The organism is Lentisphaera marina (assembly GCF_028745505.1).
Taxonomy (GTDB): domain Bacteria; phylum Verrucomicrobiota; class Lentisphaeria; order Lentisphaerales; family Lentisphaeraceae; genus Lentisphaera; species Lentisphaera marina.
This window is the reverse complement of sequence record NZ_JAQZZL010000002.1, coordinates 2,254,683-2,279,982: the sequence shown is the minus strand read 5'-3', so window position 1 is coordinate 2,279,982 and position 25,300 is coordinate 2,254,683. Positions and strand designations below refer to the sequence as shown.

General features: G+C 38.5%; 23 protein-coding genes. 8 read left to right on the top strand and 15 right to left on the bottom strand.

Annotated elements, in window-relative coordinates; translation table 11 throughout:
• Nucleotides 1–55 precede the first annotated feature (55 nt).
• From PQO01_RS20300 to PQO01_RS20260, 9 genes are all read right to left on the bottom strand, one after another.
• Complete coding sequence (locus tag PQO01_RS20300; RefSeq protein WP_274316057.1) at nt 56–430, bottom strand: diacylglycerol kinase; 375 nt, start codon at nt 428–430, stop codon at nt 56–58.
• A gap of 37 nt (nt 431–467) precedes the next feature.
• On the bottom strand, nt 468–2,855 hold the full coding sequence (locus PQO01_RS20295) for a sulfatase-like hydrolase/transferase (RefSeq protein WP_274316056.1): 2,388 nt from the start codon (nt 2,853–2,855) through the stop codon (nt 468–470).
• A gap of 235 nt (nt 2,856–3,090) precedes the next feature.
• Nucleotides 3,091–3,606 carry a nitroreductase family protein gene (locus PQO01_RS20290; RefSeq protein ID WP_274316055.1) on the bottom strand — a complete coding sequence of 172 codons (516 nt, stop codon included), beginning with the start codon at nt 3,604–3,606 and terminating at the stop codon, nt 3,091–3,093.
• 94 nt (nt 3,607–3,700) lie between these two features.
• Nucleotides 3,701–3,964, bottom strand: coding sequence for a hypothetical protein (locus PQO01_RS20285; protein ID WP_274316054.1), 264 nt, complete (start codon nt 3,962–3,964; stop codon nt 3,701–3,703).
• A gap of 33 nt (nt 3,965–3,997) precedes the next feature.
• Nucleotides 3,998–4,513: an integrase core domain-containing protein gene (locus PQO01_RS20280; RefSeq protein WP_274316157.1), complete on the bottom strand. Its 516-nt coding sequence runs from the start codon at nt 4,511–4,513 to the stop codon at nt 3,998–4,000.
• Nucleotides 4,514–4,673: 160 nt separating this feature from the next.
• Complete coding sequence (locus PQO01_RS20275) at nt 4,674–5,762, bottom strand: transposase (protein ID WP_274316053.1); 1,089 nt, start codon at nt 5,760–5,762, stop codon at nt 4,674–4,676.
• A gap of 50 nt (nt 5,763–5,812) precedes the next feature.
• Complete coding sequence (locus PQO01_RS20270) at nt 5,813–6,202, bottom strand: hypothetical protein (RefSeq protein ID WP_274316052.1); 390 nt, start codon at nt 6,200–6,202, stop codon at nt 5,813–5,815.
• Nucleotides 6,203–6,291: 89 nt separating this feature from the next.
• Entirely contained in the window at nt 6,292–6,600 is a 309-nt protein-coding gene (locus tag PQO01_RS20265) for a transposase (RefSeq protein WP_274312221.1), read from the bottom strand.
• Nucleotides 6,601–6,666: 66 nt separating this feature from the next.
• Nucleotides 6,667–6,888 (bottom strand): RNA polymerase sigma factor, encoded by a 222-nt coding sequence (locus tag PQO01_RS20260; protein WP_274316051.1) that lies wholly within the window; start codon nt 6,886–6,888, stop codon nt 6,667–6,669.
• Between the two features lie 238 nt (nt 6,889–7,126).
• On the opposite strand from PQO01_RS20260, the gene PQO01_RS20255 reads away from it, so the two are divergent.
• The 6 genes from PQO01_RS20255 (at nt 7,127) to PQO01_RS20230 (ending at nt 15,406) form a co-directional block, all read left to right on the top strand.
• On the top strand, nt 7,127–7,900 hold the full coding sequence (locus PQO01_RS20255; protein ID WP_274316050.1) for an IclR family transcriptional regulator: 774 nt from the start codon (nt 7,127–7,129) through the stop codon (nt 7,898–7,900).
• Between the two features lie 31 nt (nt 7,901–7,931).
• Complete coding sequence (locus PQO01_RS20250; protein ID WP_274316049.1) at nt 7,932–8,789, top strand: carbohydrate kinase family protein; 858 nt, start codon at nt 7,932–7,934, stop codon at nt 8,787–8,789.
• Between the two features lie 203 nt (nt 8,790–8,992).
• Nucleotides 8,993–12,160, top strand: coding sequence for a PSD1 and planctomycete cytochrome C domain-containing protein (locus PQO01_RS20245; protein ID WP_274316048.1), 3,168 nt, complete (start codon nt 8,993–8,995; stop codon nt 12,158–12,160).
• On the top strand, nt 12,150–13,559 hold the full coding sequence (locus PQO01_RS20240; RefSeq protein ID WP_274316047.1) for a DUF1501 domain-containing protein: 1,410 nt from the start codon (nt 12,150–12,152) through the stop codon (nt 13,557–13,559). Before PQO01_RS20245 ends, PQO01_RS20240 begins: the two co-directional genes overlap by 11 nt.
• A gap of 243 nt (nt 13,560–13,802) precedes the next feature.
• The gene (locus PQO01_RS20235) at nt 13,803–14,564 is read left to right on the top strand and encodes a HipA family kinase (protein ID WP_274316046.1); all 762 of its coding nucleotides are present in this window, start codon (nt 13,803–13,805) and stop codon (nt 14,562–14,564) included.
• The gene (locus PQO01_RS20230; RefSeq protein ID WP_274316045.1) at nt 14,561–15,406 is read left to right on the top strand and encodes a DUF3037 domain-containing protein; all 846 of its coding nucleotides are present in this window, start codon (nt 14,561–14,563) and stop codon (nt 15,404–15,406) included. Before PQO01_RS20235 ends, PQO01_RS20230 begins: the two co-directional genes overlap by 4 nt.
• 94 nt (nt 15,407–15,500) lie before the next feature.
• Here the strand turns inward: PQO01_RS20230 and prfH are convergent, their stop codons facing one another.
• The gene (prfH, locus tag PQO01_RS20225; RefSeq protein ID WP_274316044.1) at nt 15,501–16,112 is read right to left on the bottom strand and encodes a peptide chain release factor H; all 612 of its coding nucleotides are present in this window, start codon (nt 16,110–16,112) and stop codon (nt 15,501–15,503) included.
• The gene (locus PQO01_RS20220; RefSeq protein WP_274316156.1) at nt 16,109–17,218 is read right to left on the bottom strand and encodes an RNA ligase RtcB family protein; all 1,110 of its coding nucleotides are present in this window, start codon (nt 17,216–17,218) and stop codon (nt 16,109–16,111) included. Before PQO01_RS20220 ends, prfH begins: the two co-directional genes overlap by 4 nt.
• A 445-nt stretch (nt 17,219–17,663) precedes the next feature.
• Between PQO01_RS20220 and PQO01_RS20215 the strand changes: the two genes are divergently transcribed.
• Both PQO01_RS20215 and PQO01_RS20210 read left to right on the top strand, forming a co-directional pair.
• Nucleotides 17,664–18,029 (top strand): BlaI/MecI/CopY family transcriptional regulator, encoded by a 366-nt coding sequence (locus PQO01_RS20215; protein WP_274316043.1) that lies wholly within the window; start codon nt 17,664–17,666, stop codon nt 18,027–18,029.
• Complete coding sequence (locus PQO01_RS20210) at nt 18,026–19,570, top strand: M56 family metallopeptidase (RefSeq protein ID WP_274316042.1); 1,545 nt, start codon at nt 18,026–18,028, stop codon at nt 19,568–19,570. Before PQO01_RS20215 ends, PQO01_RS20210 begins: the two co-directional genes overlap by 4 nt.
• A gap of 242 nt (nt 19,571–19,812) precedes the next feature.
• Here PQO01_RS20210 and PQO01_RS20205 read toward each other — a convergent pair whose 3' ends face one another.
• From PQO01_RS20205 to PQO01_RS20190, 4 genes are all read right to left on the bottom strand, one after another.
• Nucleotides 19,813–20,610: a type II secretion system protein gene (locus PQO01_RS20205; protein WP_274316041.1), complete on the bottom strand. Its 798-nt coding sequence runs from the start codon at nt 20,608–20,610 to the stop codon at nt 19,813–19,815.
• Between the two features lie 202 nt (nt 20,611–20,812).
• The gene (locus PQO01_RS20200) at nt 20,813–22,525 is read right to left on the bottom strand and encodes a sulfatase (RefSeq protein WP_274316040.1); all 1,713 of its coding nucleotides are present in this window, start codon (nt 22,523–22,525) and stop codon (nt 20,813–20,815) included.
• Nucleotides 22,526–22,638: 113 nt separating this feature from the next.
• Entirely contained in the window at nt 22,639–23,226 is a 588-nt protein-coding gene (locus PQO01_RS20195) for an RNA polymerase sigma factor (protein ID WP_274316039.1), read from the bottom strand.
• Nucleotides 23,223–25,202: a serine/threonine protein kinase gene (locus PQO01_RS20190; RefSeq protein WP_274316038.1), complete on the bottom strand. Its 1,980-nt coding sequence runs from the start codon at nt 25,200–25,202 to the stop codon at nt 23,223–23,225. The genes PQO01_RS20195 and PQO01_RS20190 overlap by 4 nt, the downstream gene beginning before the upstream one ends.
• Between the last annotated feature and the right edge of the window lie 98 nt (nt 25,203–25,300).

Below are 25,300 nucleotides of genomic sequence, written 5' to 3'. Positions count from 1 at the left end.
TAAATAAGTTTTTAATTACTCCACTTAAATATTTTTTCTGAATTTATAAAAAGCTCTAAGTGATATGTCTATAATAAATAACTACAAACCAAATAAAAATAGTTAGTATGATAGCCAACATAACTGCAGCTGAACCAATATCTTTAGCTCTTTTTGATAAGTGATTATATTCTAAGCCAACTCTATCAACTACAGCTTCAATCGATGAATTTATTAACTCAACAATTAATAGAAACCACAGACTACCAATTAATACTATAAAATCTATCATCTCTACTCCAATTAAGCACGCAACAGGTGTCAAAATAATAAACAATATCATCTCTTGGCGAAAAGACTCTTCAAACTTCCATGCGGATTTAATTCCAGAAAGTGAATAGCTAAGTGTATGCGTGAACCTTAAGAAACCCTTATTCTTTTTTTCTTTCATCAAGGATGAACTCCTTTATTTTTTATAATTTCTTAGTTTATTTCCAGGGCTTGATAATAGATTGGATTTCTGAATTAATTTCTAATGACACATCTTCAGAAGTTCTGAGGTTTTCAGTTAAAAACCAACCTTTATTTTTAGAAAAAGTACTTAACTCACCTCCATTGAAATCTATAACTTCCATAATTACAGGATTAAAAGATATTATCCCTGCGCTTCTGGTCTGCCAATTAAACAATGGAAACTTTCTGTTTCTGTCTAGCTCTTCAAGCTTTAGCAATGATTTACCCGCTGGTAGTTCTGATACAATTTTTGAACCCATAATATCTGCCAAAGTTGGCGCTATGTCTATAAGGTTACATGGATAACTAACTTTTGTTCCATTATTAGGTATTCCTTTTAAACTTTTTGGATAATGAACAAATAGAGGTACACTCATTACATATGGATTAAGTTGCCAGCCGTGATATAGCCCCCCGAAGTCATTTAATTCCTCTCCATGATCAGAAGTTACAATAATCACCGTATTATCTAAAACTCCATCTTCTTTTAATGAGGATAGAAGTTTTAAAAGCTCTTTATCCATATGTTGAATATTATCTTCATAAAGACTTTTCATCCAGTGACTTCCCGTCTCTTTTTCCGAGTAGCACCCTCTGTCTAATAATGGTTGGTGAATATTATATATATGACTATAGACAAAGAATGGCATCTCTTTTCGGTTTAATTTTGTTATTTGCTCATATGCATATTCAAAGATAACTTCTGGATCACCATATCCATTTCCTTTAGGAATATTTGAATGCGTGGAGTCATGAGGCCAAAATTTATCAAACCCCATGTAATCTGCTAGATTATGCATACTATAACCATGATTCTCCGCCAATACCGCTGTCGTATTTTTAACGTTATCTGCTTGTTCAGTAGACACTTTGTACCATATGGGGTGTTTTATTCCATTTAACAAAGCTGGCATTGAGCCCGCTGTAGCATTATATGTTGACCATGCATTATCATATTCAACAAAATTTTTCTTTAGAAACTTTAAACCACCTAAGTTACGGTTTTGTGTATATTCTTGATAACTCTGCCCTCGTAATGCATCAATAATAATATATAAAACTGACGGTTTATCGATATTATCATTTGTCATTTTCACTTCAATAGAAGGGCAATCTTGCCATTTTATTTTTTGAGTTTCATCAAGTAAATTTCTAAGGTCTATTAAATGTTTATCTTGATTTGGTTTGAACTTAAAGTAAACTTTTTTTAGAGAAGTAATATTTTTATCAAACTTCATATAGTTTTGCCATGAACTATTACTTGGCGCAAAAGTGATGAACCAAGCCAAGCTAATTATACTTACTCCCCACCCGCATGTAATAAGTTTTTTCTGTAAATCACTACGAATAAGAGTGATTAACAACCAGGTGAAAATTATAGCTATAGTATTGTACAAAATTCTGGTTACAGAGCCCCATGAATAATAATGGTGTAAATAGCCAACTAAACTATGACATGAAAACAAGCCTAAAACTACAATAATAGAGCTCAAAAGAGTTTTATTTTTGTTAAACAATCTAGATGAAATAAAAGCTAAGAAGCACCTCAAACTTTGACCGAAAGAAGCTTTGTTCACATCGAGAAGCGCAGATAAAAAGGCTAATACTACTGGAATAGTAACTACAAAACTAAATATGATATGTAAAATCGTTAATTTCTCAATAACAATTATTCCTGATATTGTTACAATTGAAAAAAGTATAGAAGCTGAGGACCCTACAAACGCACAAAAAATTAACTTACCATACTTACGTTTAATGCTCGAACACAAGATTAAACCAAGAGCAGTTACACTTAATGCTATTGGTATACAAACTAATGAGCTTAGTTTAGATGTTACAGACAAAGAATCAGTAAAACTCACCGGTAATTCATTTAAAACAATCAAACTTTGAATACACAAGGTTAATTGACAGCTAATGAAAAAAGAATTAGCCGTCCATATCCACTCTAAATAATGCTCATCTTCAACATTGTTAGATTTAATAAAACCCTTTGAAAACTTATAAATAGTAATACATAAGGGAAGAACTAGATAAAACCAAGAGGCAATAGCATAATATTTTAATGGATCTGATATTGTTAAAGCCTGAAAAACTAGACAAGCTATAAACCAAATAATAGTTAAATTTTTAATTAATTTTTGTCCCAAAAAAACACCCACTATTAACCCTGTAATCATTAGTAACTGTGGGAGTATCATTAAACCTTCAGTCAAAAACCAATTGTCTTGGGAGATCAAAAAGTATCTTACTTCACTTAAATTGTTTAAGTAAAAAATGAATGAACTAATACATGATAACACAATGTAAATCCCAGAAATTTCACTATGATTTTTTTTAATAAACGAAAAATAATTCAATGCATTCTCCTCAAGTTTTATATGAAATTTGATTAAGGATAAATCCTCTGACGGCTAGACTAGCAACATACAATCCACAATACCTAACGATATTTTAATTTGTTGATATTCAACAATTTAAAAAAATATAAAAATAAAAAATAAACTTTTTTATTTGAAATAAACATTAGAAATTTTACTTGGGCCGTAATTAAATGCTTATAATCACACACCATTTAATAAAATTTAATCATTATCAGATTTTAGAAAACGCAACTTTATTATTAACTATTGTACACAGCTCTCCCCCTGGTTTACGCTTGGATTTAGCAACAGTGAACTCATCCTTAAGGTGACCACAGGCAGTCATCATGATGATAGAATGAGAATTCGAGATTCCAGTTGCGTTTTTAAGAGCTTGATCACGCTCTGGTGAAACGCTCCAATTGAGCGGGCAGCAACCTAGTCCGAGTGAATGAAGAGAATACATTAGACTCATGGCAAATAAACCGCCGTCGATCCATGCCTTATTCCTTTCAGAAGCAGAGAAGAAACATGAAAGGTCGGCAGACACCACTAGAACAGAGTCGACCTGATCACCAAAACCCCGGTTACCAAGTTGATAGGACAAAACAGCCTTTGATTGTTCTTTACCTGAAAAAATATGTGCATGGTAGCATTGACGGTTACAAACACTTGGAGTCTTCGAAGCCAGTTCCACTGCTTTGAATAAGAGTTCTTTGTCAACAGCTTTTTTAGCAAATTGTCTCATGGAGAAACGCCCCATAAAAAAGTTTTCTAAATCCTTTTACTATGTTTTAAATAAGCTTCTTTAGTGTAATGAATAACACCCGCCGCCCTATCATCTATGGAATGCGCTTGGGCAGCTCAAGGATTTTCATTTTTAAAGAACCTGATATGGCTTTGTGCTTATTATTAAATTCATAATACTTTCTCAGAACTATGTAGGAAATCTCCAGTCGAGAATTAAAACCAAAAAGTTTATAATACTCTATAGCATTATTGATCAAATGCTTAACTACACCCACTCCAAAGCCGGGTCGCGGTTCAGAAATAGCTAGAGCTTTTTCAATTTGTGCTGCTTCAGCGGAAATTAGACAGTTAGGCATTTTTTCTTAGCTGAGATTTGTTACATTACTGGCTTATGAAGCTTCTGCAAAGAACTCTAACCTACGAATTTTTGCCTCAGCGAGTTTTCTTTTTCTTTCTTGAATAATACTCACATCTTTACCAATAAGTTTATCGCTTGGAGTAATGAAGCCAATAGAACTATGAAGACGGGTGTTGTTATAGTACTCCACGTACTGCGTGACAACTCTTCTCGCATCCTCTACACTCAAGGGAACTTTTGGCCGGATTGAGCCCTCTTTCAAAGTGTAATGAAAACGTTCTAACTTTCCATTGCTCTGTGGATAATATGGAGAAGTTCTAACATGAGTGAGACCATGGATGGCAATGAATTTTTTGAATTCCTGCCCTGTATACTGAGAACCATTATCAGTAATAATCCTAGGTCTTGCTTCTGGAAACTTCTCCAAAGATCTTTTAACCACTATTTCGGCATCCTGCTCATCCATTGATTCTCGAATTTCCCAATGAAGTAAACAACGACTATAACCATCTAAGACGCCTATAAAGAAGTAAAACCTTTTATTGATCGATCCTTTTGCAAAAGTCCTGAATTAGAGTGATTAAAAAGTTCATCCAGGATAAATCTTAAGATCTCGCTCACATGTATCTCGAAATTGGATACATGTGAGTATAAACAAGCCAAAAATGGACGCAAGTTGATCATGACGTATAGTTTTATGTTAGTTGCTAAATAGTCTTGAAGAGTTGGTTTGCTGTTATTGCAATAATGCCAAACATTAGATGAGTCATGACTTTTGCATGTCCTCGTACTCTGATCATCCTACCACCATAGTTGTCTTTTAAGTTCGAAAAGACTCTTTCAACAGATGACCGCTGTTTGTACCGTTCTTTTTCAGGCGGGTCAAAAATCTTTTTCTCCCCAGTTTTTCTAGGATTGTGATCAATAATAGATTTATGTTCTAAAAGATGGCTGAATTTATGGATAGAAGGTGAATCATAGGCTGCATCCATTAAATCATATAAATTAGTTATGCGTTGTGCGCTAATCTGTGCTAAAGGGATTGCCGCTTGGCTGTCGTGTAAAGACGCTGAACTCAATAGGCCTGCGACTGGTATATCTCCATCAATACAATCTAAGTGAAGCTTGTAGCCTTTCCATGAAACTTTATAACCATTACTGTTTTTCTTTGTCCCTTTATTACAGTGCGTTGGGAGCTCTTTTAAGTTTTCTTCAAGTGACCGGTCGACCTGCTTTTCCACTACGGTTTTTTCTTTAATTCGGATCTCACCTTTTTTAGGCCGCCCTCGTTTCTTAGGGGCTTTAGGCTCAGCCCCTGGTTCAGACATGACTTTTTCTCTAGCTTCAATTGCTGAAGAATCTCTACTAATGTGCGGTACTAAGGTGTCTCCACAATGTTTTACCACTAAGAATTCATGGATTCTTTGGCAGAGCTGAGAGGCGGTGATTTCTGCAAATACTCTAGAAAAAGTACTTTCATGAGGAAGCTGTTTTGCAAATTCCCAACCACATAAACGACGTATCTTTGTACTTGATTTGAGAAAGTCTATAAAAGATCTTGTTGTATCGAAGTTATAAACGGATTTGGCTATGTAAGCTTTCACTATATTAAAATGATCTTTCGGAGGTCGCCCAAATCCACACCATTCAAATTCATGGCTGAACTGATCAAGCTCAGTTATTGTGCAGATGCGAACAAACTCTTTCTCTTTCTTAGTTAATTCTCCGCCTAAAAGTTCTTCTAAGCCTGGAAATAAATACTTTTCTATGGTATCCCATAAGCCGGGTAGATTCATGTTTTTTCTCTTTTTGTTTTGGTAACTATTGAGATAACATGTTTCTACTTTTATTCAGCTTGTTTTATGACTTTTGCAAAAGGCTCGATCTTCACGTAAGATATATCAGTATGCCAGTGTTCATGAGTTTGTAGTGGTTGCTCAAATCCATTTCCTTTACTGGATTTCTTTGTGGTTTTAGTACGCATAAGCCCTACATCTGATAAAATACGATAAACAGAGGAGCAACTCATATACGCAATATCTTCATCAATCATCATATACGTCACAGCTCGGTAGCCTTCTTGATGATGAGACTGGTAATACTCAATGACAGTTCGTTTTTCATCTTCAGTAATCCAAAAATCCTTGGGTTGTTTACCATTATGTTGATTATCCTTGCCTTCTCGTATTTTCCATTGATAAAATTTACTAGGATGAAGGGCTAAGGTTTTGAGCATACTACGAAGACTGATTTGCGTACGCTCATGCCAACTATACAGGTATTGAACGACCTGATCTCGGATGTTTTTACTAACCCAGTTTCCATTTAGATCAGGCCACGTTTCTTTTTTAAGCTTATATTCTCCGCCACGAGTTCAGCGATAACATCATTTTTCTGTGAAGTAGTCGCTTGGAGTAGTGTATTTTCTTTTTCTACCTTCTTTAAATTACTATCGTTATCCTTGGTGAAGGCTCGAGAACCATTTTCAAAGAACTCTTTTTGCCAACGATAAAATAGCGTCGTTGTAATATTGAGTTCATCACAAATATCAGATACAGGAGTTCGCTCAAGTAGGTGTTTACGAATGGCGACAACTTTCTGGTCGGCACTAAAATAACGGCGTTTTTTAGACATAATTCATTTCCTTTTCGGAGGGTTACAATTTTAAAGTAACTCAACTAAGAAAAAAAGTGATGTGTCCTATTTCAACTGAAGCGTAACAGCCTGAATTCGCGTTATACCTATGGCCCAGGGCAAAAACGCTTTGCTTGAATCAAAGTCATCAGCTTTTTTGATGAGCGTAATCGAAACTTCCTGAAGAATGTCATCACAGAGGTGGTGAACACGGCAAACAGAATAGGCCATGGCCCATAGTCGACGATATTCCTTACTAAAATTTGCGATGACTTCTTCTGTATTCACTCAATATAATCCTTATGTCTTTACAAGGTATTCATCTAACAATACTGAATTCATCGCCAAAAATTAAAATTTCTTTCAATTTTTTTTGTTTAATGCTTAAAAAAGTATGACAATGATTTTCTTTCTTAGTGAACTACAGACTGATTTTAACTTTAACTCATTAAGATAATTGACAAAAAGCTAGCTTTGTACTACTCTTTCCACCAAATGTGAATTTGTATCCAAATACGGAGTTTGTATGGCTTTAGGGAATGTGAAGTTAGGAGATGCGCCAAGCCCCGGTGCGGATAGAACTTTAGCAATTATTGAATTGCTTACAGGGGTGGCAGATGGCATGACTCTCAAAGAGTTAGTCGATGCAACTGACATTGCACAAAATACAGCATCGAGGATTGTGCAGACTTTAGAGATACGTGATTTTGTAAGAAAATGTGTTGAAACGAAGAAGTATATTATTACAGATAAGTTATTTAATATGAGTAGTCCCAAAGTCGATGGTAAAAGTCTTATCATGACGGCTTATGATCATATGCAGGAATTGCAGGGAATAACTGGAGAATCTGTTCAAATTCTAGTGAAGAATAACTGGAAAGCAGTTGTGCTGGAACAAATTCCGGGAAGTCATCCAGTTACTGTTTTAGGTAAGGTTGGCCTTCGTGTTCCACTTTATTCCTGTGCACCTGGTAAAGCAATGTTATCGAGCTTAGCTGATAAGGAATTAGAGCTTTTTTTCAAAGAGAATAAACTTAAGCAATTCACTGAATTTACCCTTGCAAGTCGTGAAAAATTGATGGCAGAAATTTTGGAAGCCAGAAAGGCGGGTTATAGCGTTGACCGTGAAGAGGGGAATTTGGGGATACAGTGTGTGGCTGCCCCCATTTTAGATAAACGTGCTAAGCCCGTGGCAGCTATCACAGTAGTGGGGCCAAAGTTTCGATTGACAGAAGACAAGTTTGCTGATCTTGGCAAAAAATGTGTACAAGTTGCTAAATCTATAGAAAATAAGCTCTAAATTATTATTTTGCCTTACATGAGGAGTCTTAATGCAAACATTATCTATTGGTGAAATATTGTGGGATATTTTCCCAGATAAAAAAGTTTGGGGAGGTGCTCCAGCTAACTTCATTTTTCATACGGCCCAGATGGGGGCGCAAGCAGCGGTGTATTCAGCAGTGGGGGATGATGCTTTGGGGAGAGAGATTACTCAGCTTATCAAAGCTTGTGGAATTAATTTAAGAGCTCCGATTGTTGATTACCCAACGGGTGTTGTGGATATTACTTTAAATGAAGATGGTAGTGCCAATTATAAATTTAACTCCGATTGCGCCTGGGATCATATTCCTCTAAATGCGGAGCTTATCAATTTATGTTCTAATGCAGACCTCATTGCTTTTGGTAGCCTGGCTCAACGCTCAGAAGAAAGCAGAAAAACTATTATCGAAGCATTGCGTCACCGCCGTCCAAGTTGCAAGGTGTTATTTGATATCAACCTTCGTCAAGATTTCTATGATTTAGATATCATTACAAGATCCTTAAATGAATGCGATATTCTTAAGCTTAATGAAGAGGAAATAACTATTGTTTGCGACTTACTTAGACTCAGTAAAGATGAAGTTTTAGAAGTCTTTAATCTTGATTTAATCATCCTTACACTTGGAGCTGAAGGGAGTTCGATAATTTCTAAAAATACTGTCAGTCATTTGCCTGCTTCGCCATGCGAAATAGTCGATACCGTTGGAGCAGGTGATTCTTTTACAGCCTATTTTATCATCAATTACTTACAAGGTATGCCCATTAAGGAAGCGCAGAAATTAGCTTCTGATGTAGCAGCTTATGTTTGTAGTCATAGTGGTGCTACGGTTGAATTACCTCAGAAATTTAAAGTTTTGAGAAACAATTAAGTTACAAATACCCGTCTTTTTTTGAATATTAAATGCAATAGACATTGATAATATCCTTATTTGGATATATATCCATATATGGAAATATTAATATCCCTAATAGTTATTTATAGATTATAAATCTTTTTTCCATAAAATAATTATGTAAGTACTGCTTGTTAGCCTTGGGTAATATAAGATTAAGCAACAAAGGAATTTATTGGATGAAGAAAATTATTTTATTGATCGCTTTTCTAAGCCTTGGTGCAACATTACGTGCTAATCAGGGTTTCGAATTCTTTGAAAAGCACATTCGTCCAGTGCTCGCGGAAAGTTGTTACGATTGTCATAATAGTTTGAGTAAAGAGGAAGGCGGCAAGAAAAAGGGCGGTTTGGCTCTCGACTGGAAAGAGCCTTTCCTAAAAGGCGGTGACTGGGGCGACACTCTCATTCCAGGTAGTTCCAAAGATAGTTTTTTAATGGCAACTATTCGTCACGAAGAAGAAGATATGGAGATGCCTGCAAAGGCACCAAAACTTTCTCCAGAAGTGATTGCGAACTTCGCAAAATGGATCGATATGGGCGCTCCTGACCCCCGTACAACTAAGCCTACAAAGAAAGATTTAGAAAATGCTATTCCATGGGTAACAGTTCGCGATAAGCGAGCAAATTGGTGGTCTTTCCAAGAAGTGAAAAACTATTCCGTGCCAAAAGTCAAAAATGAACGATTTCAACAACAGCCGATCGATGCCTTTATCGCCCAAAAGCAGGAAGAAAATCAATTAATTCCGCTCCAGAAAGCGAAACCGGAAACACTCATTCGCCGCGCTTCTCTTATCTTAATTGGCTTACCTCCGGACTATAAAGATGTGGTAGATTTCAAAAAGAATCCTAGTCAGGAAAATTTTGAAAAGTATGTCGATAAACTTTTAGCGTCACCAAAATTTGGTGAACGCTGGGCACGTCACTGGATGGATTGGTATCGCTTCGCTAATACTCATGGCTCAGAAGGTGATCCAAATATCCCCTATGCACATGTTTATAGAGACTATTTAATAAGAGCGCTCAATGAGGATATCCCCTATAATCAACTTTTGACCGAACATATTGCCGGTGACCTGCTTAAAAAACCACGCATCAACAAAGACTTACAGATCAATGAATCGGCTATTGGGCCAGCTCATTTTCGCATGAACCCCTATGGCTTTGGTGTGACTGATGCCTATGCGGAGCAGGTGACTTCAACGGACAATCAAATTGATGTAGTTTCAAAAGCGATGCTTGGTATCACAGTCTCATGCGCGCGCTGTCATCATCATAAATTTGACCCTATAAGTCAGGACGACTTCCACCGCTTTTACGGGATTTTAGATTCAACAAAAATTGGTAATATTGTCATCAGTAGCAAAGATCAATTAGAGATCAATAAAAAAGAAATCAGCGAACTTAAAAAAACAATTCGAAACGAGCTAGCTGATTATTTGTTGACGCAAAACTATAATCTTGACGGGATAGTTAAAAGGGCAACTGAGAAAATTATTATCAATAAAGAAACAAGAAAAAAGCCTCGTAATAAAAGATCTAAAGAAGAACAAAAGCTCTTTGAAAAAGAAACCCTATATAAAAATTTAGTTCGTAAAGATAAGCTGTTTTACTTACTGCAGTTTACAAAAGAAAAAGATATTCAAAATAGATTTAAGGCATTTAAAAAAGAGCTTGATCAAATAAGTGCACATAATAATAAGTTAAAAAAATCAGCAGATCTCTATCTAGATTTGCGGAAGGAAAGTGATCTGAAAAAACTCCGGATCTCAGGTAATTCAACAGCAGATAAAGTGAGTGAGTCAGGTAGTTTTGCGCTTTTTGGTGAAGGTAAATATGCTGTAAACGGTATTTATCCTCGAGGTGTTTATTCCCATTTGATTTCCGATAAACACGCAGCTGTTTTAATGAGTGATAACTTCCGAGCTACTCAAAAAGGTATTTGGCTGAATGGTTTCGGTTCTTTAGCAACTGCAAAAACACCGGTTAGAAATTATCCCCTAAGTCACGGCTTACTTCATCCCACGCACGAATTCAAAGACTCTGAAGGATGGCAATGGAATAATGTTAATCGCAAGTGGGATTACTGGCGTGATGACCGTTTACATTTTGAAATTCGAACTTCTAAAGATGCAGTCCATGGACCTAACGGTAAAGATAGAAGCTGGTTTGGCATGACAGAACTTATTATTGCTAAAGAAGCTCCCAAAAATCGTCCGGTGAATTTTGTTGATGTCTTAGGAAAAGGTTTAGAAATCAACAATCAGAAAGAGCTTATGTCAGCTTATAAACGAGCATTGAAAAATTCTCTTGAGTCATGGAAAGCGGGCAAAGCCAATGATGCGCAGACTAAATATATCAACGTCATGTTGAAGCAGGGCCTTCTCAAGAATGAACTTGTATCAATGCCACCTCAGTTACAAAAACTAATTCAAAAATATCGTGAATTAGAAAAAGAAATTATTGTTCCTCAAAGAGCGCCGGGTCTACACGAAAGTGAGGTGGTGAATTCCAAGCTTTTTGTCCGTGGGGATCATAGAAAAGAGAGTCACGAAGTGCCAAGATCTTTTCTTGAAGTTTTTTCTGATAAAAAATACAGCTCAGAGAATTCCGGACGTCTTCAATTGGCGCAAGATATTACCTCAGATGTCAATCCACTCAAGTCCAGAGTCTTGGTAAATCGCCTGTGGAATTATGTTTTTGGTCATGGGATTGTTCATTCGACTGATAATTTTGGGCTACTTGGTAAAAAACCTACTCATCCCGAATTACTGGATTATCTAGCACTAGATTTTGAGGCAAATAATTGGTCCATCAAAACAGCGCTTCGGAAAATGCTGATTTCAGAAAGCTTTCAGCTATCCTCTGAGCCGTCGCAAGCGAATTTAGAAAAGGACATTACAAATACCTATTTAAGTTACTACACACCACGTCGCCTCGATGCCGAAGCCATTAAAGATAGTCTTCATCATGTTGGTAATAAACCCTACAGAAGTATGAAGCATAATGTTATTAGAAATCGCCTCGATGAATTTAGCACGAGCTTTGACTTCCCGGTTCCCATGACGACCATGAGTAAACGCAATATTACTAACGTACCCGCTCAAGCTTTGCTTTTAATGAATGGGCCAATTGCTAGAAATATGAGTAATCACCTAGCCAAGTCTATTGAAAATAAAACGAGGGATAAAGGGAACGAAGCCTTTGTCAATGGGCTCTACAATAGGCTGTATGCTCGAAGTCCGGAACAAGCCGAAATTGATGCCTGTTTGGAATATTTAAAAAATCACAGTAATAAGGAACTTGCTCTAGCCTTGCTCAATTCAAAGGAGTTTATCTATGTCTACTAATATCAACCGCCGCGACTTTATGAAACTCACTTCCATGGGGGTGAGTGCATCCGCTTTATCTAGTATGATTAATTCTGCGGAGGCCGCAGAATACAAGCCTAAGTTTCATCACAAAGCTAAAGCCAAGTCGGTTATTTTTCTCTACATGTCTGGTGGTGTTTCTCATGTAGATTCCTTCGATCCGAAGCCCCTTCTAAAGAAAATGCACGGCAAGCCCATGCCGATGAAAGTTCAGAAAACTCAATTCGATAATAATGGCAATATTTTCCAGAGTCCTTGGGAATCGAAAAAATATGGTCAATCGGGAATTGAGCTTACGAATCTCTTTCCGAAGATTAATGAGAAAATTGATGATATTGCCATTGTTCGCTCCATGACGGCCAAGTTCTCTGAGCACGCTCAAGGCAATTTCTTCATGCACACAGGCTTTCCCTTCTTAGGCTACCCGTCTGCGGGTGCTTGGGTGAGTTATGGCTGTGGAACCTTGAATAAAAATCTACCAAGTTATGTGGTTCTTAAAACTAAGAATGCTGGAATTATGCATGGCGGGGTGAGCGTTTATGGCAACGCCTTTTTACCCGCCGTTCACCAGGGCTCAATTTTCAATATATCTGGAGATCAAGCGGTACCCAATATTCAGGCGTGGATGCAAAATAAGCAGCAAACTGAAATGCTTTCCCTAGTCAAAAAACTGGATCAGCGTTTTTCCAAAAAAGTCGCTTATGAAGAGGCGATAGTCTCTTCAGTTAAAAATACAGAAACAGCCTATGAAATGCAGGCTTCAGTCCCTGAACTCACTGATATTTCCGGGGAATCAAAAGCAACACTGGAAGCCTACGGTGTAAATGATAAGGATCAAAATAAATCTGAATATGCCAAACAATGCCTCATGGCGCGTCGACTCGTAGAACGCGGAGTGCGCTTTGTCGAATTATCCTGCTGTCGGGCTGGCGGTGGTGGCGGTGGAGCGGCTAATCCTTGGGACCAACACTCCGATTTACCAAAGAGTCATAAAAAGATGGCAGACCATGTAGATCAGCCCATTGCGGCATTACTCACCGACCTTAAAGAACGAGGCCTACTCGATGAAACTTTGGTGGTGTTCACTGGTGAATTTGGTCGTACGCCTTTCTCGCAGGGCTCAAATGGACGAGATCACAACCCCTATGGCTTCTCCCTATGGATGGCTGGCGGTGGCGTAAAAGGTGGCACAGTTTACGGTGCCACAGATGAATTAGGTTATTATGCGGTTGATAAAATCGCCACAGTCTACGACCTCTGGGCCACGGTGCTTCATCAGCTCGGAATCAATCATGAAAAACTCACCTACCGCTTTTCAGGCAGAGATATTCGCCTTACCGATGTGCACGGTCATGTTTGGGATGAGATACTTGTTTAAACTGATGTATGTGGCTTTACTAAAGGTATTAACCTAACAGTATTGAATTCTATCTGCAAAAATTAATATCTTTTATTATTATACTCAAAATAGATTGATTTTTTATAGTGTTCAGAACCATCATTAAATGACAATGAACTTTAACAAAAAAACGTTCTCAGAAGTGTAGGGCGATTGTAAAGATGTGAATTGATAGGAGAGTAGATCTGTATTTAGGATATGTTATATTTTGTGATGTGAGAAATGACTGATTCGATTAATAATTCAATACTTCAAATCGAAGAAATAAATGAGATGTCTGAGAATGCTCGGACCAACCCTTTTCGTTGTAAAGATGAAGGGGGTGACTCTTATTATGTCAAGACATTAAATGCTGGAGGTAAATCCTTAGCTTATGAATGGATCGCAGGGAATTTAGCAAAGATATTTGAGCTACCAATTCCAGATTTTTTTATTGCAGAGATGCCTTTTGAACTAATTGAGTATTCAGATAACCAAGATATAAAAGATTATTGCAAATCTGGTTTTGCATTCGCGTCAAAACTACTTGAATTTTGTAATGATGTAAGTTTCGATCAACTTGAGAATGTTGATGCGGAATTAAGAGCAAAAATACTATTATTTGATTGGGCAATTTTAAATATTGATCGCCAAATCTCAGCGAAAGGTGGTAATCCGAATATGCTCTATAATGCTTTGGAAAAACAACTTTATATTATTGATCACAACCTTGCCTTTGATAGCGACGTAAGTAGAGAAGAGTTTTGGCTTGAACATCCTTTTATCAAAGATTTTGATCAATGGAGTAGCACTTTTAAATTAAAAGGTATTAATTATTTAGAGACGTGTATCAATAACCTTAGAGCTATTTGCGAATATATTCCAGATCAATGGCTCGATGTAGCGGAACTAGGGAATGAAGTTGAAAAATTGGAAGAATGCTTTAGATATGTAAAATCAATTTTGGAAAGATACCAAGAAGAACAATTTTGGATTAGAGAATGAAAAGTCATAAAAAAGATGTGATCAATTATGCCGTGATTCGCTTTGTTCCCTACGCAGATGCAGGGGAATTTGTGAATGTTGGAGTAGTGGCTTTTTCTCCAATTACGGGCAAACTTTTCCATAAATTAGAAACTAAAAAATATAAACGTTTAACAGGTTTCTTCCCTGAACTTACACCTCAAATATATTTGACTTGGGTTAAGTCTTACGACCAAGAATTAAATAAGCTTAAAAAAAGTTTTACCCATGATGGTTTAGACTATTTTCTTAAAGAACAGCAAACGATTTTTAAAAGTTTAGTCAGCCCCAAGGAAGGTGTGTTTCAGTTTAGTCAAATAGCGACAAGTATGTGCAAAGATGCCGCCGTAAAAGTGGAGAAACTATTTGAGTACTATGTTTTACGTGGTTATGTTGAAAGTAAGAGATATATAGAAGAGCGTATTACTCAAACAATTAAGCTTGAGTTTGAGAGAATGCAGATTCTTCAAAATTTCAAACAAGATCACACAATAGGTAATGATGATTACCATGTCAAAATGACCTTTTTTAATCCAATGAAAAACCAGGCAATTAAGCCATTTGATTTAGATAAGAAAGATAAATCCAGTATTTACAATCATGGTGATGCTTGGGTTACAAAAATTAAACGCCTTAAAAAATATGGTTTCCTGCCAGATGAAGTCGCTTTTACAGTTAAGAGTAGTTTAGATGTTAAGCTTGCACCTGCTTGCTTTGAGATTATGGCAGGTTTAGAAGATGAAGGTGTAAAGGTGATTAAACTTCACGGTGTTGATTCTTTCACACAGGAAGACAAGAAGCAACTTAGTGAATTTGTAGGCTAGTTTCAGATAAAATTCATTTCTATTGATTCCTTCCTTTCATTTTTTGCGCTTCAGGCAAAAAGAAAAACTGGTGGCTCGAAGCCACCAGTTCAGTTTAGAGTTTAGAAGTGAAAATGCGGTGAGCTTGTCCGCGCTCGAGTTGGTAATGCCTCAGTCGCTGCAGTTTATTTCCCTCGCCTTCTTTTTGCGAACTTCGCAAATTGATGGCTTCGAGAATCCTTGCTGTCGCAAGCATTTTGTTACGATACTGAGAGCGTTCTTCGTGACAAAAAACTGAAAGCTCCAGTGGAGGGTAATAGGCTCGTATCGCTGTGGCAGATTTATTGACGTGCTGACCACCAGGACCAGAGCCGCGCTGAGCTTCAAATTTAATTGCACTTAAATCGAAATCCTCTTTTGCAGGAGCCGCAAAAAAGCTTGCCTGAACAAACCAATTGCGTCTTTTGTGCTGTGGTCGAAAGGGACTAGGAGCTCGCCATAAAAGGCTTCCTTCCCAATCAGCACGAATTTTGCTAAGGTCATGCCCCTCCAAGCTTATCATTAAAGAGCGGAAAGAATTTTTCTCCACACCAAGAAGAGCTTTAATCAGCTCACAATGAATGTTTTCTAATTTAGCTTCATGGCAGAAAATTTTGAAAAGGTGCCAAAGGACACGCTCACATTCTCTAGGTCCTTGCCCTGAAGAAAACTGTATCCAGGCATTCATTTTGACCTCCGAGTTTTATAAGTAATGATGGGGCGTAGGCTCGCAATGATTTGGATAAGGCCAAAATCTACGAGGTCTTGAATGACCACATCAATATTTTTATAAGCTTCAGGTAGCTCTTCGTAGAGCAGTTCTTTGTCTTCGCAGATAACGCGACTACCAAGAGCTGTTTGCTGAAGATCCTTAACCTTGAAACGCGGGCTAAAGCGAGCTTTGCACTGCGATCGATTCCATTTTCTACCCGCGCCATGAGCAAGAGAACAGGCACTGAATTCAAGGTCGCCGATGGGACGAACTATGTAACTCAAACTTCCACGTGAGCCGGGAATTAGGATTGTGCCTTTATCGCCGGGAGCCGCACCTTTGCGGTGCAACCAACCCTTCTTCCATGGGGTGACGGTATTGTGGTTAATATCCGCAATACGTTCACCTTGACTAGAAAGAGCCTCTAAAAAACGCTTGGAAATGAGTTGGCGATTGGCCTCAGCCCATTGCAGAGCATAATTATGCTTTTCAAGGTAGCGCATAGCTTCGGCACTTCCACATTCAAGGCCTTGTGCCCCAAAGCGTGAAGTGTGGCGGCGTAAGACTGCTTGCCCCAATCCGCGAGAACCGCTATGAACCATGAGCTGCAAGTAATCTTTACTGAGCCCAATTTTTTCGAAAAGTTCTTGGTCAAAGATTTTTTCGACTTGTTGGAGCTCAGCAAAATGATTGCCACCACCAATAGTGCCTAGTGCATCATCCCATTGCGGGAGTTTATGCTGTTCTACAAAGGCTTGGCGATCCCCTTGCCACGGAGAGTCGAGATCAGCTAACTTTTGCATCCAACGGTCGCGTTTGATTTTTCGGGTCTTTAGCTTGCTTTGCCAAATCCCCATACCACAGCCAATATCGCCACCAACGAGGTAAGGATAAAAAATCCCTTCCGTATAAAAGGCGGCCCCTATGGGGTTGCCGCGCCCGGGGTGAAGGTCGGGTAAGCCGACCGCCAGTTTCATGCCTGCTAAGCTAGCCGTTTGTTTGAGTTGCTCGATTGCGGATCCTTCGATCCAATTTTTGTTAGAAGCCACGAGTCGAACTTCTGTATTTGATGAAGTATTAATAACTTATCCTCATAATCTGATCCCAAAGCTAAAACTTTAGGAAAAGGTTTTTCCGTATTTCGGAACATAAATAGATGAATAGCTTAGAGTTAATCTAAGCTTTAAGTATGTGATGAGGAAGTTGCTGAGCACCCGCTCAGCTAATAGGAGCGAGAGACTATAAAGATCCTCTTGTGAGTTTTCTTTTTTGCATGATGCGTCTCCGTAAATTTTTTAAGTCTTTAGATTATACATAGATTTTTTTATGACACAAGGTTTGTAAAAAAGAAAAATTCATATTTTTGATCGTGCTAATTTAGATCCTCATAGTCAATCACTTAGCGATTTATGTTAAAAGCTGCCTTGCCTTTTCTTTAATTTTACTTTTTATTTATTTTTCTGATTGCATCCTAAGATTACATATGTAGTCTAATTGGATTACAAAAGTAATCCGATAGGTGGAGAAATGAAAATATCTAACGCAGAACACAAAGTGATGCAGGTGCTGTGGGGAGTAAAAAGTCCTCTGAGTTCTAAAGAAATTATTAAAGCATTTGAGTTCAGTAGCGACTGGAAACCAAAGACAATTCAAACTCTTTTGAGTCGCTTAGTACAAAAAGAAGTCTTGGGTTTTAATAAGGAAGGGCGTAATTATTTTTACTTTCCAAAAGTGAGTGAGGAGCAGTGTTTAGAGGAGGCCAGTGAAAGCTTTTTGGAGCAATTCTTTGGGGGTTCATTGATGCCGATGTTATCACATTTTGCAGGAAGTAAAAAAATCAGTAAAGAAGAAGCTGATTTATTGCGTAAGTTGCTTGATGAGAATCAATCGTGACCTACCTCTATGAAGCCCTGGTCCAGGGGAGTTTATTACTGCTCATGGTATCACTCATCATCTGCTTATTACATCGAGTTTTGAGTCCCGGAGGAAAATTACTCCTTCATAAATTAGTCTACCTACGATTTTTATTACCAGGTCTCTTTTTGCTGAGCTTGAATTCGAGTCATTTTTTTGAGGACTCCGCAAGCTTAATGCCAGAGAGTAAGGAGCTTTCTCTTCGCCCAGAGCTAAAGACAAATACGAACCCAGAGTATATAGCTGACGTTAGTGTGGATAAAGCTTTCGAATGGCCGCTATTTGAGATGTGGTTGTATGGAGTCTGTCTATGCCTTGCTTTTATGCTTTATTTAAATCTTACACAAAGGAAGAAACTTAATTCACGTAAGCAATTAGGCGATAATAGAGCACAAACTTTGCTCGGTGACTGTTGTCATCAACTATGTATAAAGAATGTTTTGGGTTTGAGTGAGTCGTCCCACTTGTCGAGTCCCGCTTTGTATGGACTCATTAAGCCCGAAATCATACTGCCTCATGGCTTGTTGAATCAATTGAGCGAAGAGGAACTCAAGCATGTATTTTTACATGAATTAAGTCACTTTAAAAAGGCTGATAATTGGTGGAACTGCTTCTTTTCATTGATCCACATCATCAATTGGTACAATCCCTTGGTTTGGTACTTTAGGTCTAAAACACAAGAGCTTCAGGAGCAGGCTTGCGATGCTAGAGTTATTAGGGATTTTGTCGATGCGAAAGCCTATGGCTCGACGCTGATAAAAGTCGTCGAGCAATCCAACTTAGAACAGAACCCTAGCTTGTGTGCAGTGGTTTATTTAAATGAAAACAAAAAGCAACTCAAACGGAGAATTCAGATGCTTAAGACAAAACAGAATAAATGCGGATTAACTTTTGCGGTATTATTAATGACGAGTTTAGCATGTCTAGGCTGGGGACATTCCTCTGAGTCTGTGGATGACAAAAACGCCTTGAAAGTGAAACCAGCACTGAAAGGTGTGAGTCCAGTTAATAGCAAAATTAAAAAGCAAATTTTAATTAAGAGCCAGTTCATTGAAGGAGAGGATAAGGTTCTGAGCGCTCCCAGTGTCATGACAGAGGAAGATAGTACGGCTATTATTAGAGTAGTTCAGGAAAAATATTTACCTGAATCTTGGGAGAAACCTAGATTTAAAGAAAAGCAAGGAAATCTTAGTTTTACACCTGCAAAGCCTATTTTTGGTGATATTACGGATATAGGGGTTTCACTGGAAGTTAAGCCTTCTTTACTTGAGCATCCAAAATTTTCTGGCCAAGTACATTTGAGTGGGAAAGTTATACTGATTAAAATGGTAGACTCAAAAATAACTCAAGTTAAAATTCATGAAGAGCAAACGAGTAACGTCGTTATGGCAACAGAGACACAAGAAGCCATTTTTTCTTTGCTTACGACAAAAGACAAAGTTTCTGAAATCAATATAAGCTTTGAAGGCAAAGCTTTGAGGATTCTTTTAGAAGCTAAAGTAGTTGAGGAAAAATTGTAGAGTAAGTCAGCTACAAGTAGTTCATTAATCGCGGTTCTTTTTCTTCATCAGTTTATTGATGGAGTTAAAGAGTTACTGAGTGAAAATAAACTTAAAATACTTTTCCTTCTTAGCTTTTGTTTTACTGAATTCTAATGACGCTTAGATAGTGAGCTTCACTCAATTTATTTTCTTTGAGCTACTTTAATCTAGAGCGTTCCATTGAGTGTCGTCACTGTCAAGAACTTATAATAAAGACGAAATTAATTGCCTCCGTAACGTGCGCTCCATTGAGTGTTTTCTATTGCTACACCCCAAGAGGCTGTCCAAAAATGATCGGCTTCCGACCCTAAAGTTTTATCGAAACTTTTATATTCTACATGTCCATCACTATAGAGGAAATTTTGTTTAAAGGTTTTTGTATCATGAACATAAAAACTATTTACTTCTGAAGTTACTGTGGGTGAATACCATGCGGCGAAACCATTTACAGTGAAATACCCTACATTAAAGTCGGCATAGCCCATGGAGTTTCCGAAATTTTGGTATTCAGCCATTACGGCAAAATTGCTAGCGTTTACGATGTCGGACTCAGAAACTGACCAGCTATCTCCATTATCCCAACCTGATACGCCGATGACATCCCATTGAGGTGCATAATCAAAAGATACTGCATACGAACGTATAGAGTAAGTGTCGCGCTCTATAATATTGCTCGGACAAAGATAGAGGTCATTATTGTATGGACCATCTTTGAGGAGGTGCTGTGCTGTCATGTCTGAGTCTGAAAGGGTGGGGCGACCATCGTAGCCGCTGAGCATATCATCCCAAGAGATTCTTGACCCAACAGAATGCATTGGAGTCGAAGGGTAATGGCCATTATTATCACCACGATACATAGAGAAGGCATAACCTATCTGTTTCTCTTGACTCATACATGCAGTACGACGAGCTGAATCACGTGCTTTTTTCAGTGTGGGCAGTAAAAAACTGGCAAGAATACCAATAATGGCCACGACGACTAAAAGCTCGATGAGAGAGAATTTATTTTCTTGTTTCATAATAACCTTGTGATTGTTCTTTCAATATAAAAGTACAAGGAGGCCAAGAAAGCAAGAAGTTTTTGTTGTCAAATTACGACATGAATTTATCATTACCTGCCATGGATAATTAAAATCTTTATCTAAGGCGGGCTTTGTTTATTCTATTTTAAGTGTCGTTTTAAACTCGAATCACACTTAGGGGAGGGAGTTTATCGAGAGATTAAATTGAAATAGTTTGAGCTTTTTTGATTTTTACTGGTTTTTCTTTCTTTGGTGAAGATGATTGAATTTTTTCATAATTGCCACCGATGAAGTTTTTGTTGAGCATTTGCATTTGGCAATGCTCAGTAGATTTTTTGAATCGCGCCATATCAGCATCATATTTTTTCTTGAGTTGAGCTTTGATAAGTTTGATTTCTGAAGCGGATTTATTTCTAGAACGAATTTCTAAATTATTTTTAAAATTAAACTTGGCTTCTTTCGTCCAATTTGCGAGTTCCGTTAAGCGAGCTTCGTAAACGTCTTCAATTTTTGGTGCATTAACTTCGGCGAGGTAAGAATCCATTTGCTGAGCTAAACGCGCGGCAATTTCGGGGCTCTGTTGAGCTAGATTGTTTTTCTCTGCCAAATCTTCGTCAATATTAAAGAGCTTGATCTCACCCGTATTGAGTTGGCGCATGAGCTTATATTTACCAACGATAATAGCGTTGATCGGGGCTGCTGCGTAGTAGGGGTAGTTGAAGACAATGCCTTCATTGGGGCGCTTAACTTTTCCATTATTGCCTTTGGCAAAAACTTGGCGTAGGCTACCGCCATCAACATCTTTGGGAAGTGGAGCAGAAGAATTGGAGAGGTCGTGAAAAGTCGTCAAAAGATCCCACTGAATAACAGGGACATCGCAGTATTGATTTTTAAGGACTTTTGGACCTGCAATAATAGTTGGAACACGGAGTCCGCCTTCAAATAGATTTGCCTTGCCACCAGTAAGGGCACCATTAGGTGTGAGACCACCGCCATTATCGGAAGTGAAAACGATGTAAGTATTATCGGCTTGGCCATTGGCTTCGAGGGCATCCATAATAGCCCCAAGGTTCATGTCTGCCTCTTCGAGCATAGCGGCGTACTGTAAGCGCCAAGTACAGGTGCGTTGGCCTACGCTCATTTCTGAAGGATCCATGTAATCTTCGTCACGAAGATATTTACCGCGTTTTTTGTTGCGATATTTTTCAATGATTTCAGGACTAGCAGCGTGGGGTACGTGCACCGCGTAGTGAGAAACCATCATGAAAAATGGCTTGTCAGATTTAGCTTGTTCATTGACGAAATCGACGGAAGATTTTGTGAGGGAGTAAATGCGCTTGGGGTTATCGACGGGAAGTTTTTCACGTTCGCTTTCAGGAGCAATTTTTACATAATCGCCATGGTAGTTGCCATTATCACCGACGTCAAAAGCGTCGTGTACTTGGTAGCCAATTTCCTGTGGTTTAGCAATGGCAATACCCTTACCAAAATGGGCTGTTGTGTAACCTGCGTCATTCATGACATGGGCAATTGATTTGTTGTCTTTTGGTATGCTCTCTTTGAGTCCGCGATTATTGGCTAGGACGTCGTGTACAGTTGTGTAACCGAGACGAGCATTTGTTTTGCCATAGTGAATACTAATACGTGAAGGAGTACACGTAGGTGCAGGGGAATAACCCTGCGTAAAAGTTAAGCCTTGTTTTGCCAGTCTTTCAACATTGGGGGTTTCGTGAAAATCGCTCTTGGATTCAGTCATGCCCTTTTTCATTTCGTGTGACGTGTCGGCCCAACCTAGGTCATCCATATAAAAAATGATGAAGTTGGGTTTGTCAGCAGCATTCATGCCCAGTCCCATGAAGAGTAAGAAGGCAGTTGTGAAGCCTTTCTGTAGAGATGAAAAATATTTACGCATAATTGGAGTCCTTAAAAATTCTGTTTATCATTTTCCGTATTTATGTAACAATCGCAATTTTTAAGTGGGTCTAACAGTTTTTAATGAAAAAAAATTATTTTTCCAGAAAACTATTAACTCCATTTATCATTTAAGACGCGAATCTCGTGGCAAAGAGCATCTTTGACGCGCTGTTTATAAACGTATATGGTCGCTTCCGCAATCCCTGTTGTAGCTGCGATTTCCGCAGTGGATTTACCTTCAAGGCTCAGGTCAAAGCATTGCATAACTTTTTCAGAAAAGTTCCCTTTAATATTGCTATAAGCTCGATCAGATATATGAGCCCGCCATTCCTTTTCAGCAATATTGTAAATTTCTGGATCAGAATGAGTTTCCGCGTCGGGGATTTCGACCTTTTTATTCTTTTTGGTATTGGCCTTGCGAATATGGTCAATCACTTTGTTGCGAACAATACGGTAGAGCCAAGTTCTAAATTTGCACTCTTCTGGAGAGTAATCAAAGGAGCTGATTTTTTCCCATACTCCCAATAAAGAAGTTTGCGTGAGGTCTTCTGCATCGTGATGATCGATGTGCATGCCGCGGATGAGTAAATAGATATAGCGCTTGTAAGCATCGGTAAATTCTTCCCAAGAGAGATCGTCTTTTTCATCATTGCAAAGTCTCTGGAGCAGGGTTACTCGAGTTGGTTGAAAATCTGTCATTGGGGGATGTCCTTATAATTTAGAACAGGGACTTTCAAGTTTTTGAAAAAGTCCAGTTCTGTTGAAGAGCTGATATAAATTTGCTTAAGATTAGGACAGGCGTCTATGTCTTCTAAGGTGGGACTTGGAATGATAACTTTTGGAAGCATGACGACCTCTGTTGCATGTCCTCGGATCATGTAGGTCTTTATTTTTCTGTGTTTGCGCAGATCAAAGGTTTTGAGACCCGTCTTGTATAAAACAAGTGGCATGGAGTTAGAGATTACAGGTAGCATTTTATTAAATTCGCTTTTTTTAAAGCCCTGAAAAATATGGGCTGCATCTACCGCTAAGTCTTGTCTTTGTTCAGTACTGAGGAAATCCAGAGCGGGTGAATAAAACAGTTCCTCGATTTGAATTGTGGCGAAACTATATTTTTTGTAGAGTGAAAGGATAGTAAGAATGTCCTGATAATTTGCCTTGGCAGGGTCTGGGATTTGAGTTTTAATTTCTTTAACGAAGTTCAAAAAAGTATTGCGAGTCGACTTATCTCGTAGATAACTTATTTCCGCTTCTTGGTAGCGCAGGAGTGACATGAGCACTCTGCCTTTGTATTCGTGAGCTGTCGCAATATTAGGATGTAATTCGATAGCCTGATTTAGTTGTTCAAGAGCCTTGTAGTGCTCAAAATGGTTGAAACTCATTTTGCCCTCTCGCAAAAAACGTGGGGCGGCTTTTTGAGAAGCCAGTTTTTTCTCATCGGTCATTTTTTGTAGGTTTTCCAAGGTTTCTCGCGTTTGCTTTTCACTAGCGGCAAGCATAGACATGGCTTCTAAAGTCGCTTGCTCGGAATCACGTGCCTGATCGGCGGCTTCTATAGCTAGGGCTTCCGCTCGTCTCGCCTCTTTTTCTTTTTCGCTAAGGTTAAGCAAAAATAAAACAAGAGCGCTATTAAAGACGAGGAAGAAAACAAGAATGAGGCTAGCGATTCTTTGATTGCGTTTAATGAGTAATTTGAGTGCGCCCCAAGCTCCCGCTTCTTCTGCAGAAGTGGGGAAACCGTGTTGATACTTAAGCAAGTCATTTTTTAATTCTTCTACACTTTGGTAGCGATCTTGAATTTCTACAGCCATGGCTTTGTTGCAGATGGCTGTGAGGGAGTGGGAGGCGTCGGGATTGAATACTTTGATGGGGGTAATATCTCCCGCAAGTGTTTTTTGTATAGAACTTAGTGTATCACAATCTTCCAGAGGCGCTTTACCCGTTAGAATAAAATAGAGTATGGCCCCAAGGGAGTAGATGTCAGCCGCGGCAGTTAATTCTTGTTTTTCCGAGGAAGCTTGTTCGGGAGCTAAGTAACCAGGTGTACCTTTAATCATGCCATCCAGAGTGACAGGTAAAATGTATTCCTTGGTATCGCTTTCATGAATCGAATGAGCCGTTTTGAAGCCGTGGCTACAGGCGAGGCCCCAGTCACAGACTTGTACTTCACCAAAACCACCAATTTGAATATTATCGGGCTTCAGGTCGCGATGAATAATTCCCTGAGAATGGGCGTAAGAAACAGCATCACAGATTTTGACAAATACGTCGATTAAGTCAGCGACGGAGCTTTGTGCGTTTTTAACTTTTTTCTGCAGTGTTTGACCACCCAGTAAGCGCATGGTGAAAAAGGGGAGGCCATTTTTGTCAAAGCCCGTGTCGTAAACGGGGACAATGTTGGGGTGCTCAAGAGAAGCACATATTCTAGCTTCATGAAAGAAGCGCTCGGTTTTTTCTGGATCATCTTTGGCAATCAATAGGGCTTTGGCCACTTCGCGTCCAGTCAGGGTGTCAACGGTGCTTTCGATAGATTTCATTCCACCACGGGCGATTTCTTTACCTGGCAGGTAGCGATCGCTTTGCGATAGTTTGATGTCTTCGGCTAAGCCGAGCCCTAGGGCCTCATCGAAGAAGTCGCTGACATTACGATTTAACTTGTATTCATTATCATCCATGACTTCCAAGTTAAACTTTTTGGGAGGAGAGTACAAGACTTGAGGAGAAGAATCACCAAGCCAAATCTTATTTTTTAATTGATTTAGCGATAAGATAA